This window comes from Yersinia rohdei ATCC 43380, assembly GCF_000173775.1.
In the GTDB taxonomy this organism is placed as follows: Bacteria; Pseudomonadota; Gammaproteobacteria; order Enterobacterales; family Enterobacteriaceae; genus Yersinia; species Yersinia rohdei.
On the sequence record NZ_ACCD01000006.1, the window covers coordinates 55,507 to 67,229 of the forward strand.

Consider the following 11,723-nt stretch of genomic DNA (forward strand, 5'->3'; position numbering starts at 1 on the left):
TGAAAACATATTTATCGATGCAACAGCCCTATTTGACCGGCCCGGACCTTACCCGGCGCAGACTGCTTACCGCGTTGGCCTTGTCGCCATTGTTGTATTCATTGCCCGGTTGGGCGGCGGATTCCGCCAAAATTGATAGCCGCCGCGTAGTGGCCCTTGAATGGCTGCCCGCTGAATTATTGCTGGCACTTGGAGTTACGCCCTATGGTGTGGCAGATACTCATAACTACCGGCTATGGGTTGAAGAGCCAGAACTGCCAGCAACTGTCATTGATATTGGACAGCGCACAGAACCTAACTTGGAATTGCTACAACAGATGGCACCGTCGCTGCTTTTGATGACTGACGGTTTTGGCCCTTCAGCAGAAAAACTTGCCCCCATTGCCCCCTCCATGAGTTTTGCTTTTAATCAAGAGGGCAGCACCCCGCTGGCGGTGGGCAAGAGTTCATTGCGTGCTCTGGGGCAGCGGCTCGGGCTGGAGACTGTTGCAGAACAGCATATCGCCGATTTTAACGCCTTTATGCAAGCTGCACGTCTGCGCTTCTCTGCTGGCCAAAAGACATCATTACTGATGTTTTCTCTGTTAGATTCTCGCCACGCATTGGTTATTGGCCAAGGTAGCTTGTTCCAGGATGTTTTAAACGAATTGAATATTGAAAATGCCTGGCAAGGTGAGAACAATTTCTGGGGTAGCACTGTGGTGGGTATTGAACGATTGGCCACCGTAAAACCGGGGCGAGCGATGTGTTTCGTTCATGGTAATGATGAAATATTTCATAGTGTTAGTAAAACTCCGCTCTGGCAATCCATGCCATTTGTGCGCCAGAATCAATTACAGATACTGCCAGCGGTCTGGTTCTATGGCGCAACATTATCAGCGATGCGGTTTGTGCGCTTGTTGGAGTCAGTGTGGGGTAAAACCTCATGATAACCAATACGTTGCCTAACAGATGGCTTTTACCTGCCAGTCTGCTGGTTTTGTTGCTACTAAGTGCGGTGGCGCTAACACTGCACAACTTGAGCCAAGTTTTACCGGCCCAGCTTTGGCGGGCGGCGCTATGGCAGCCCGACATTGATGACGTGCACCAAATGTTATTCCATTACAGCCAACTGCCGCGAGTGGTGGTCGCACTGCTAACCGGTGCTGGGTTGGGGTTGGTGGGCGTTTTATTCCAGCAAGTATTACGTAATCCACTGGCTGAGCCGGCGACATTGGGGGTGGCGGCCGGGGCGCAGTTGGGCCTGACTATCGCAACATTGTGGATGCTGCCCGGTGGTGAACTGACCCGGCAATTGGCTGCAATGGCGGGTGGGATAACTATTGGCGTGCTGGTCTTTGGTGTGGCTTGGGGCAAACGAATGTCTCCCGTTACACTGATTTTGGCGGGGCTGGTTCTTGGCCTTTACTGTAGCGCGGTCAGTAATCTGTTGGCGCTATTTAATTATGACCAACTGCAAGGGCTGTTTTTGTGGAGCAGCGGCGCGCTGAATCAACAAGATTGGAGCACCGTGCAGTTTCTGTTACCCCGCTTGCTGATTACCGGTGTATTAGCCGTACTTTTGATTCGCCCGCTAACTTTATTGGGATTGGATGACGGCGTCGCCCGCAATCTGGGATTAGGGTTGTCACTGGCACGATTTAGCGCCTTGGGGTTGGCAATTCTGTTCAGTGCCATGTTGGTTAATGCGGTGGGGGTGATTGGCTTTATTGGCTTGTTTGCGCCTCTGCTGGCAAAAATTTTGGGCGCCAGACGGTTATCGCAGCGCTTAATTCTGGCCCCAGTATTGGGGGCTTTGCTGCTGTGGGTAACGGATCAAGGCATCATCTGGTTAGCACAAGTTTGGCGGGAAATCCCAACGGGTGCAGCAACAGCACTGATTGGCGCGCCGCTATTATTATGGTTGTTACCGCGACTGCACAGCGCATCAGCCCCGACGATGGATTTTGGCGACAATGTTCCCGCTGAACGGCAGCATTTGGCATTGTGGATAGGCGGGGGCTTAGTGCTATTGCTCGCTGGCGTCATTCTGGCGCTGATGTTTGGTCGCGATAGCCAAGGTTGGAGTTGGATTGCTGGTGACGAGCTTGAGGCATTATTACACTGGCGCTGGCCGCGCGTATTGGCCGCACTGGCGGCGGGGATGATGTTGGCGGTTGCCGGAACATTAATCCAAAAGTTGACCGGCAATCCGATGGCCAGCCCCGAAGTGCTAGGAATCAGCTCTGGTGCTTCTTTCGGCGTAGTGATAATGATGTTTATCGTGCCCGGCAATGCGTTAGCATGGTTATTACCCGCAGGAAGTTTGGGGGCAGCCATCACTTTATTGCTGATTTTGGTCGTAGCAGGACGCGGAGGTTTTTCTCCCGGCAGGATGTTACTCGCAGGGATTGCCCTGAGCACGGCTTTTACCACGGTCATTACGATGTTATTGGCCAGTGGTGATCCTCGGATGCGCGGTTTACTGGCATGGATTTCAGGTTCGACCTATGCCGTTGATGGCTCACAGGCCCTGAGTACCGGTTTAATTGCTTTAGTATTGATTGCATTAGCGCCGCTGTGCCGCCGCTGGTTAATGATTCTGCCCTTGGGCAGTGTCACGGCCAGAGCATTAGGTATGGCGCTGGCACCTAGCCGGTTAGCTATTTTGCTATTAGCCGCGACAATGACAGCAGCGGCAACATTAACAGTTGGGCCTTTAAGTTTTGTTGGGCTGATGGCTCCACATATGGCCCGTATGTTAGGTTTTCGTCGTGCCCTTCCACAACTGTTTATCGCGGCTATTTTAGGCGGTTTATTGATGGTATTCGCAGATTGGTGCGGCCGAATGTTGTTATTCCCCAATCAGATCCCTGCGGGTTTATTGGCAACCTTCATTGGTGCCCCGTACTTTGTTTATTTATTGCGCAAGCAAGGGCGGTAAATTTTATTGAGAGCAACTCTCCACCCAGCTTGTGTGAGGTGGAGAGTTGGCTACTTATCAAAATTATTTTATTCAAATGTAGTAAGATAAAAATCACAAAAGTGAAAATATAAATCTGCTTATTATAATTATTGATTAATTTAAATTAACCTCTGATGTATAAAAATCATTGCCCCTCAATACTTATATGATAATGTAAAAATAACCAATAAATCCCTGCCAGGATACTATTTAATTGATATTCCTGTTTGATTGTTTGTTGGCTTTTGTTTCTCTATTAATAATTGAATTATTATTACTTATTAAATATCTAACCAATTCGTTAATTAATAATTATATTATAGGTGAAGAATATGACGGACTTAAACTATGAAAATAATGGTATAAAATCACATCGCATTGATATTAAATCAGTAATTGAGATTTCCACCGTCTGTGGTTTATTACTGTTAGCTTTTGAAATATTGTTTAATAGCAATATATTAACAGATTTTCAAACTCTTTTTTCAGATGCTATACAGCCTGCAATACATCACGTAATCCATTATTGCCCAGTTGAAGTTAGCATGCCCAGCATACCTATGGGGCCAAACTGGAATGGCAGTGGGGGAGATAACGTTCAACTTATTGAAGCATCCGAATTACTCCATAAGATTAATAGGCAGTAAATTTATCCTGCATAATATCAGTAAGAATGATTTTATTTTTAACCATCCCCTTATTCCGGAGATGGTTAATATCTTTATATATTACAGCTTTTATTTATATTACAGTTTTGCGAAGCATCGACGAGCAGCATCCACAGTTTTCTGAATATCTTCTTTACTGTGTGCCACTGACATAAAGCCCGCTTCGAAAGCAGAAGGTGCCAGATAAACACCTTCTTCCAACATCAAGTGGAAGAAGTGCTTGAAGCGTTCAACATCACAATTCATCACATCCTGATAGCAGGTTACAGTTTTGGCATCTGTAAAGAAGATGCCAAACATACCGCCGACATGATTAACCACCAGTGGAATATTTTCAGCTTTTGCAGCATGCAGCAGACCATTGGCCAGAGAGTCGGTCAATTCTGTCAGGGTTTCATGGATACCGACTTGAGCGACTTCAGTCAGACAGGCAAAACCCGCCGCCATCGCAATAGGGTTACCAGACAGCGTACCGGCCTGATATACCGGGCCTGTCGGTGCCAGAGCATCCATTACATCGCGACGCCCACCAAAGGCACCAACTGGCATTCCGCCACCGATGATTTTACCCAGGCATGTTAGGTCAGGGATGACATTATAATAATCTTGCGCACCAGCCAGCGCTACGCGAAAACCGGTCATGACCTCATCAATAATCAGCAGTGCGCCAAATTCGTCACACAATGCGCGCAGACCTGGTAGAAACTCTGGCAATGGTGGTACGCAATTCATGTTACCGGCGACGGGTTCGACGATGATACAGGCGACGTCTTGCGGATATTGTTCAAACGCGTCGCGCACCGAGGCCAGGTCGTTATAGGTACAGGTTAGGGTATGTTTAGCAAAATCTGCCGGTACACCTGGCGAATTGGGTTGACCAAGTGTTAGAGCGCCGGAGCCAGCTTTAACCAGTAAACAGTCGGCATGACCATGATAGCAGCCTTCAAACTTGATGATTTTATCACGGCCAGTGAAGCCTCTCGCCAGACGAATGGCACTCATGGTCGCTTCAGTACCGGAGTTGACCATCCTTACCATGTCCATGGTTGGCACTAAATTTGTGACCAACTCCGCCATTTTGACTTCCATCTCTGTCGGAGCACCAAAGCTCAGACCGCGTTCAACCGCTTCTATCACCGCCTGACGGATAGCCGGATGATTATGGCCCAAGACCATTGGCCCCCAAGAGCCGACATAATCAATATAGGCCTTACCATCCACATCAAACAAATAAGCGCCATCAGCACGTTCAATAAATAGTGGGATGCCACCGACACCAGTGAATGCACGCACCGGAGAGTTAACTCCACCTGGGATCAACTGTTTTGCCTGGGCATACAGACTTGCGGATTTACTCATAAACGGGCTCCTGAATTGGGCTTGGCGACATTAGTGTTGATAACATCGGCCTTGGCAACAAACGATATTGCAGGGTAATAAACAATGTCGCTTGGTAATAAAGAATGCTGCTTATTCTAGAGAACTGGCTGTGGTTATCAAATGATTGGATAGATTTAACTGTTATCTTGCGCAGCGCGCCGCAAATCAAGGCTATCGTCACTCACGAAAGCGCGGTGTTTATGAGCGGGACAGCAGGCCTACATCACCAGCTTTAAGCCATTTGGATCCCTTCACTGATGGGTGCCCCGGCAGTTCACTCGGTGACGACTCTTTCGGAGCATTTCTCTTTCTAATCAACTTTGTCAGCAGTCTGTATTTTATCGACTTTTATGCAGGCATATTATAGCGGTGTAGTCTAAAATCAGACCATTAGGATATTTGTATTACTTATTCTTTAACTAATAAGCATATAAACCATGACTGACTCAACACAAGATATACCTACCGAAGGCGTTTCTGAAATTAAGCGCGGGCGTTTTATCCATGCATTGGTTAACCGTGATACCACTCCCTTAGTTATTCTTATCATGGCTGCGGTCGTTGGGGCGGTGACGGGGCTGCTAGGGGTTGCATTTGATCGTGGTGTCGATTGGATTACACAGCAAAGGTTAGAAAACTTGGCCAAAGTTGCAGACTCTGCGGTGTTGGTCTGGCTACTGGCTTTTACTATGTCGGCGTTATTGGCAATGGTCGGGTACTTTTTGGTTCGCCGTTTTGCTCCTGAAGCCGGAGGTTCAGGGATACCTGAGATAGAAGGTGCGATGGAGGAGATGCGGCCGGTTCGCTGGTGGCGGGTTATTCCAGTTAAGTTTATTGGCGGCCTGGGTACACTTGGGGCTGGCATGGTGTTGGGGCGCGAAGGGCCAATGGTGCAAATGGGGGGCAATACTGGGCGGATGATAGTCGATATATTCCGCCTACGTAGCCCAGAAGCACGCCATTCATTATTGGCAACCGGGGCCGCTGCGGGGTTATCTGCGGCGTTTAATGCTCCACTTGCTGGGATTTTGTTTGTCATCGAAGAGATGCGCTCGCAGTTTCGTTACAGCCTGGTATCCATCAAAGCGGTATTTTTGGGGGTTATTACCTCAACTATTGTTTACCGTTATTTTAATGGTGAGCGTGCGATTATTGATTTGGGTAAGCTCGGTGATGCTCCGCTAAATACTTTATGGCTCTATTTATTGCTGGGTATTATTTTTGGTGCTATTGGGGTGATATTCAATGCGCTGATATTTCGTACACAAGACATATTTATGCGCATTCACGGCGGTGACTGGCGCAAGCTGGTTTTGATTGGCGGCCTGCTGGGGGGGATGTGTGGCTTATTAGCATTGATTCATGGCGAAGCCGTGGGTGGCGGTTTTTCATTAATTCCTATTGCGGCAGCCGGTAATTACAGTATTGGCATGTTGCTGTTTATTTTTATTGCCAGAGTCATTACCACTTTACTGTGTTTTGGTTCTGGTGCTCCGGGCGGGATATTTGCCCCAATGTTGGCTTTGGGTACCATTTTGGGAACCGCTTTCGGCCTATCTTGTGCTCACTTTTTCCCTGAATACAGTATTGACGCTGGGACTTTTGCAATTGCGGGAATGGGGGCGTTATTTGCCGCCTCGGTACGTGCACCTTTGACGGGGATCGTATTGGTGCTGGAAATGACTGATAATTATCAACTCATTTTACCAATGATTGTGACTTGTTTAGGTGCAACCTTGATAGCGCAATTTATGGGAGGCCAGCCCTTATATGCCGCTATTTTAGCTCGTACTTTGGAAAAACAAGAACATGCAGCCGCAGAGGCCGCAGCGCAACAAGTTGTGGTTGAAAGTCCCCCTCAAACAGGTAAATAATATATAACATTAGCCCGCAATACTTGAATGAATTACTCAGGTATTGGATAATTGAAGCATAGACTGGGCGTCTTAAAGTTTATTGAGTACAGATCAGGCTGCCATTGTAGTAACCTGCAACTCGAACACCGGTTGGGAGTGATGAGTATGAGCGATGAAACAGTACTGCCCCTGCAATTTACTGAGGCAGCGGCAAAAAAAGTTAAACTGCTGATTTCTGATGAGGAAAATCCAAATCTGAAGCTGCGGGTTTACATTACCGGTGGCGGATGCAGCGGGTTTCAGTATGGCTTTACTTTTGATGATCAGATCAACGATGGTGATATGACCATTGAAAAGCAAGGTGTTGAACTGGTTGTTGATCCCATGAGTCTGCAATATCTGGTTGGCGGAGCTGTGGACTACACCGAAGGGTTGGAAGGTTCGCGCTTTATCGTGACTAACCCGAATGCGAAAAGTACCTGTGGGTGTGGTTCTTCTTTCAGTATTTGATCTGACCATAAACAGGCCACAAAAAAACCGCAACCCTTTGGGACGCGGTTTTTTGTTATTACGGGCTATAACTCTTCCACACTATCAGCGGTATTTATAAGGTGTTTAAAAAACGCCACTGTTTGTGCTGGTGTTTTAATGCTCTATTTCAAATGTGGGTAGTTTTAAACGCCAGCGGATAGCGGCCAGCCGGATACCTAAGGTTATTACCATCCCCAGCATCATTGCTTGCTGCAACGGCATCCCAAAAGTATAGAACGCGGTAGCATGGACAATGCCGCCAATGATACAGGCCGTCGCATAAATTTCAGTACGCAGGATCATGGGGATCTCGCGGGCTAAAACATCGCGGATAATCCCACCGCCAACACCGGTTATAACCCCCATACAAATAGCGACCAGTGGGCTTGCTCCGGCCGCGAAGGCTTTATTTACCCCGATCCCCACAAACACAGCCAGGCCAATGGCATCCAGCACGGGTAAGATCCATTTAGGTGTTCGCCGTGGCTGTCGTACCAGCAAGATAGTTGCCAGGCAGGTCACCATCGCCACCACCAAGTCAGTAGGATCTTTTACCCAAAATACGGGGCCATTAGCTAAGGCCATATCGCGTATTGTGCCCCCTCCGACAGCGGTCACCACCCCCAAAACCAGTACACCAAAGGGGTCCATACGCAGCTTCCCCGCTAGCAATACACCAGAAATAGCAAATACCGCAGTACCTAAAATATCCAGCCAATAAACCAGCATTAATGTGACTCCGTCACTGGAGAAGGGAAACTGGCCATTTGTTGGCACAGCTGTTTTGCGGCGAGCAGAATACGGGGGCCAGCACGATTAAACCAGTCCTCATTAAGTGTAATCACCGGTGCTGTAAGCTGAGGCCGCCAAAAGGCATTGATATTATCTGCCTGAGCTTCATCACCACTGACGACAATTACCTGAGGTTGGCGAACCATCACTTGTTCACGGCTGACTTGTGGCCAGGGAACCCGGCTACTCGCAAAAATATTTTCACCACCACACAAGGAGATTATTTCACTCTGTAACGTATGCCCGGAACTGGTAAACAGGGGTTGAGTACCAAATTGCAGAAAGACCCGTAATGGCTGAGTGCGGGCATGGCGACTGCGTAATTCAGCGACCTGCTGACGCAATTGCTCGGCAGCCTGATGTGCTTGTTCAGGGTGTGGGCTGTATTGGGCCAGTTTATCCAGATCACCTGCAATCTGATCAATATTCACCGGATCAGAATAAAAGATCGGAATACCAAAGGATGCCAGTTGATCCAGTGGGCGTTGTGGATTTCCCCCGCGCCAGGCAAGGATCAAATCAGGTTTTAATGCCAAAATACGTTCTACATTCACCCCTTGCCAGGAGGCCACATGTTCAAGTTTTTTAGCTTCTTCCGGATAGTCTGAGTAAGCACTTACTGCAATCAACTTATCGCCCAATCCCGCTGCATAGGCCAGTTCTGTCGTACTGGGTGATAAGCTAATAATCCGTTCTGCCGCCAGAGCTTGAGGTATAAATGAGCCACATATAATCAGGCCAAGCAACAATATCATTATTGCCTGAAACCGGAAAATTGCTGCTCGCGGCAAGAGGATAAGGCTGAGCCGCACCATTAGCCGTGTTTCGCCAACTTGGTTAACATGGCTTCAATCATCAGTGTTGATTGTTTTGCCGCGACCACCAGGAATTCCTCAAAGCTCAGGTGAGACTCTTGATCTGCAACATCTGAAATAGCACGCACGACCACGAAAGGTGTTTTGAATAGATGGCAAACATGCCCGATAGCGGCCGCTTCCATTTCAACTGCCGCAACTGCCGGGAAGGTTTCACGGATCCGGGCCAAAGGAGCGGCACCATTAATAAAAGCATCTCCGCTGCAAATCAGGCCGCGCACTGCATTTAAATTCAATGCTTTGATGCAGCTTTCAGCCAGTTCAATCAGTTTGGTATCAGCAATAAAAGCCGCCGGACAACCCGCCATTTGCCCTGGTTGATAGCCAAAAGCGGTAACATCAGCATCGTGATAGCGAACTTCATCTGAAACCACGATATCGCCGACTTTCAGGTTAGAGGCCAAGCCGCCCGCAGAACCGGTGTTGATAACAAAATCAGGTTGGCAATGTTCTAGCAACAGGGTGGTTCCCACAGCGGCAGAGACTTTACCGATGCCAGATTTTAGCAAGGCCACATCCACTCCATTGAGCTGGCCGGTGTAAATTTCACATCCCGCGCGTGTGAAGGTTTGGCGATTTGCAATTTTGTCACGCAACAATGTTACTTCTTCTTCCATTGCACCAATAATGCCTACTTTCATGTGGATACCTGCTGAGTTTAAAGAGTGGATTAATCTGTCATTATCGGCGCACAGTTTATCAGGTAAGTGAGATACTCGGGTAGTTCACCAACGATAATGCGCAATGTGCCGCAGTTCGCACGTAATCAATTGCATCTTTTACTGAGAGTGGGTATCACTATTTATCCCTTTAGTATTGGCAGTTGCACCGACGACTTTGGGGATACTCTTAAATACTCAGGGGGTAATATGTCCGGGATCGACTTTAAGCAGAAAATCAGTGTTCAGCGGCCATTTGGCAAACCCAGTTCAGCTGAAGATGAGTATGATATTACTCGGGTATTTGAAAGTGATCGCGGCCGAATTGTTAACTCGGCAGCTATTCGGCGTTTACAGCAAAAAACACAAGTATTTCCATTAGAGCGAAATGCTGCGGTTCGCAGCCGGCTCACTCATTCGCTGGAAGTTCAACAGGTTGGCCGCCATATCGCAAAAGAGGTTTTGAATAGATTTAAGCAGGATAAAAAAATCACAGCCTATGGGCTGGATAAACTGCTGGATCCTTTTGAAAGTATTGTGGAAATGGCCTGTCTGATGCATGACATAGGTAACCCGCCTTTTGGTCATTTTGGCGAATCAGCAATCAATAACTGGTTTACCAAGCAATTGGATCCCAATGGAGGAGGCTCAGAACCGCGCGGCGGGGATCTTTGCCAGGTCAAGGTGCTAAGGTTGCGGGAAGGGGAAAACGAGCTCAATATTTTGCGCAGTAAAATCCGCCAAGACCTGAGCCAGTTTGAGGGAAATGCGCAAGCTATTCGCCTGGTTTATACTTTATTAAAGTTGAATCTGACCTACGCGCAGGTAGCGTGCATTCTGAAATATACCAAACCGGCTTATTGGTCAGGGGATATTCCGCCGTCTCGTCACTATTTGATGAAAAAGCCAGGTTTTTACCTTGCTGAAGAAGACTATGTTAAAGAGCTACGCCGTGAGCTCAATATAGGGGAATTTAATCGTTTCCCTCTGACATATATTATGGAAGCTGCGGATGATATTTCATATTGTCTGGCAGATTTAGAAGATGCAGTTGAAAAAAATATCTTCAGTGTTGAACAACTTTATGACCACATGATGCAAGAGTGGGGTGATGTTGCACATGGTGATTTATTTGATAAAGTTGTTGGTGGTGCATTTCGTCAATTAGGTCGGGGGCAAGGCCGACGTAGTTCAGAGGATCAGTTCTTCATGTATTTGCGGGTGAATACCGTGGGTAAATTGGTTCCTCATGCTGCGCAACGTTTTATTGAAAACCTGCCAGCAGTATTTTCTGGTTCATTTAATCAATCATTATTAGAAGATTCCAGCCCGGCATGTAAATTATTGCAAATTTTTAAAAATGTAGCAGTAAAACACGTTTTTAATTATCCGGAAGTAGAACAGCTTGAATTACAAGGATATAGAGTTATTAGTGGGTTACTTGATATTTATAGCCCGCTATTAGTGATGCCACAAACTGCCTTTACACAATTGGTCGCGGAAGACAGTCATCGCCAGTACCCAATTGAGACTCGGTTGTTCCATAAATTATCGACTAAACATCGTTTGGCTTATGTCGAGTCCAGTGAGCGGTTACGCAATTTATCGCCAGAACAACATGAGATATATGAATATTATTATCGCGCTCGCTTAATTCAGGATTATATCAGTGGTATGACAGACCTTTATGCTTACGATGAATATCGGCGTTTAATGGCTGCGGAATAGTATACAAGAAAAATAATTTGTCCGTTTAATTAACTATAGATTTGTAAAGACGGACAATATTTTTTACTTTTCCTTTTATTGGTTATCTGAACTTCATCCCCCATATTTAATCTTACTAAGCAAGACGACTATATCCTTATGACTTGAATTTGCAGTGGTGTTTGCTGTTCATACTCACCCGAATCACTAAGATGAGTTAGATAATCGGGGTTTATATGCAATGCCAGCGGCAATACCAATTACTTTGGGGTAGGTCTGTTATATACCATTCATTGATTCATTATTATTAG

Annotated in this window: 11 protein-coding genes; 7 read left to right on the plus strand and 4 right to left on the minus strand. The window is 46.9% G+C overall.

Annotated features, from left to right (window positions below; translation table 11 throughout):
- Window positions 1–17: 17 nt before the first annotated feature.
- From fhuD to YROHD0001_RS11495, 3 genes are all read left to right on the plus strand, one after another.
- Window positions 18–929 carry a Fe(3+)-hydroxamate ABC transporter substrate-binding protein FhuD gene (gene fhuD / locus YROHD0001_RS11505; RefSeq protein ID WP_004714132.1) on the plus strand — a complete coding sequence of 304 codons (912 nt, stop codon included), beginning with the start codon at window positions 18–20 and terminating at the stop codon, window positions 927–929.
- Complete coding sequence (fhuB, locus tag YROHD0001_RS11500; protein ID WP_032816524.1) at window positions 926–2,923, plus strand: Fe(3+)-hydroxamate ABC transporter permease FhuB; 1,998 nt, start codon at window positions 926–928, stop codon at window positions 2,921–2,923. Before fhuD ends, fhuB begins: the two co-directional genes overlap by 4 nt.
- 353 nt (window positions 2,924–3,276) lie before the next feature.
- Entirely contained in the window at window positions 3,277–3,591 is a 315-nt protein-coding gene (locus YROHD0001_RS11495) for an E492 group microcin (RefSeq protein WP_144404263.1), read from the plus strand.
- 99 nt (window positions 3,592–3,690) lie between these two features.
- On the opposite strand, the gene hemL is transcribed toward YROHD0001_RS11495, so the two are convergent.
- The gene (gene hemL / locus YROHD0001_RS11490) at window positions 3,691–4,971 is read right to left on the minus strand and encodes a glutamate-1-semialdehyde 2,1-aminomutase (RefSeq protein ID WP_004714135.1); all 1,281 of its coding nucleotides are present in this window, start codon (window positions 4,969–4,971) and stop codon (window positions 3,691–3,693) included.
- 104 nt (window positions 4,972–5,075) lie between these two features.
- On the opposite strand from hemL, the gene YROHD0001_RS20430 reads away from it, so the two are divergent.
- The 3 genes from YROHD0001_RS20430 (at window position 5,076) to erpA (ending at window position 7,358) form a co-directional block, all read left to right on the plus strand.
- Window positions 5,076–5,228: a hypothetical protein gene (locus YROHD0001_RS20430; RefSeq protein WP_004714136.1), complete on the plus strand. Its 153-nt coding sequence runs from the start codon at window positions 5,076–5,078 to the stop codon at window positions 5,226–5,228.
- A 201-nt stretch (window positions 5,229–5,429) separates the two neighbouring features.
- Window positions 5,430–6,866, plus strand: coding sequence for a H(+)/Cl(-) exchange transporter ClcA (clcA, locus tag YROHD0001_RS11485; RefSeq protein ID WP_004714137.1), 1,437 nt, complete (start codon window positions 5,430–5,432; stop codon window positions 6,864–6,866).
- Window positions 6,867–7,013: 147 nt separating this feature from the next.
- Window positions 7,014–7,358, plus strand: a complete 345-nt coding sequence (erpA, locus tag YROHD0001_RS11480) for an iron-sulfur cluster insertion protein ErpA (RefSeq protein ID WP_004706254.1) — start codon at window positions 7,014–7,016, stop codon at window positions 7,356–7,358.
- 135 nt (window positions 7,359–7,493) lie between these two features.
- Here erpA and YROHD0001_RS0117645 read toward each other — a convergent pair whose 3' ends face one another.
- Genes YROHD0001_RS0117645 through mtnN form a run of 3 tightly spaced genes read right to left on the minus strand, consistent with a single transcriptional unit; the run spans window position 7,494 to window position 9,687 of the window.
- Window positions 7,494–8,108 (minus strand): TRIC cation channel family protein, encoded by a 615-nt coding sequence (locus YROHD0001_RS0117645; RefSeq protein WP_019211026.1) that lies wholly within the window; start codon window positions 8,106–8,108, stop codon window positions 7,494–7,496.
- A complete protein-coding gene (gene btuF / locus YROHD0001_RS11475; protein WP_072187671.1) occupies window positions 8,108–8,926 on the minus strand; it encodes a vitamin B12 ABC transporter substrate-binding protein BtuF in 819 nt (272 codons plus the stop codon). Before btuF ends, YROHD0001_RS0117645 begins: the two co-directional genes overlap by 1 nt.
- Window positions 8,927–8,985: 59 nt before the next feature.
- On the minus strand, window positions 8,986–9,687 hold the full coding sequence (gene mtnN / locus YROHD0001_RS0117650; RefSeq protein WP_032816525.1) for a 5'-methylthioadenosine/S-adenosylhomocysteine nucleosidase: 702 nt from the start codon (window positions 9,685–9,687) through the stop codon (window positions 8,986–8,988).
- Between the two features lie 228 nt (window positions 9,688–9,915).
- On the opposite strand from mtnN, the gene dgt reads away from it, so the two are divergent.
- On the plus strand, window positions 9,916–11,433 hold the full coding sequence (gene dgt / locus YROHD0001_RS11470; protein WP_032816572.1) for a dGTPase: 1,518 nt from the start codon (window positions 9,916–9,918) through the stop codon (window positions 11,431–11,433).
- The last annotated feature ends 290 nt before the right edge of the window (window positions 11,434–11,723 follow it).

What these genes read in the sequence shown, in the direction of transcription:
- fhuD (WP_004714132.1), top strand. Translation starts at nt 18, where the DNA reads ATGCAACAGCCCTATTTGACCGGCCCGGACCTTACCCGGCGCAGACTG.
- YROHD0001_RS0117645 (WP_019211026.1), bottom strand. Translation starts at nt 8,108, where the DNA reads ATGCTGGTTTATTGGCTGGATATTTTAGGTACTGCGGTATTTGCTATT.
- fhuB (WP_032816524.1), top strand. Translation starts at nt 926, where the DNA reads ATGATAACCAATACGTTGCCTAACAGATGGCTTTTACCTGCCAGTCTG.
- YROHD0001_RS11495 (WP_144404263.1), top strand. Translation starts at nt 3,277, where the DNA reads ATGACGGACTTAAACTATGAAAATAATGGTATAAAATCACATCGCATT.
- dgt (WP_032816572.1), top strand. Translation starts at nt 9,916, where the DNA reads ATGTCCGGGATCGACTTTAAGCAGAAAATCAGTGTTCAGCGGCCATTT.
- hemL (WP_004714135.1), bottom strand. Translation starts at nt 4,971, where the DNA reads ATGAGTAAATCCGCAAGTCTGTATGCCCAGGCAAAACAGTTGATCCCA.
- erpA (WP_004706254.1), top strand. Translation starts at nt 7,014, where the DNA reads ATGAGCGATGAAACAGTACTGCCCCTGCAATTTACTGAGGCAGCGGCA.
- YROHD0001_RS20430 (WP_004714136.1), top strand. Translation starts at nt 5,076, where the DNA reads ATGCTGCTTATTCTAGAGAACTGGCTGTGGTTATCAAATGATTGGATA.
- btuF (WP_072187671.1), bottom strand. Translation starts at nt 8,926, where the DNA reads ATGATATTGTTGCTTGGCCTGATTATATGTGGCTCATTTATACCTCAA.
- clcA (WP_004714137.1), top strand. Translation starts at nt 5,430, where the DNA reads ATGACTGACTCAACACAAGATATACCTACCGAAGGCGTTTCTGAAATT.
- mtnN (WP_032816525.1), bottom strand. Translation starts at nt 9,687, where the DNA reads ATGAAAGTAGGCATTATTGGTGCAATGGAAGAAGAAGTAACATTGTTG.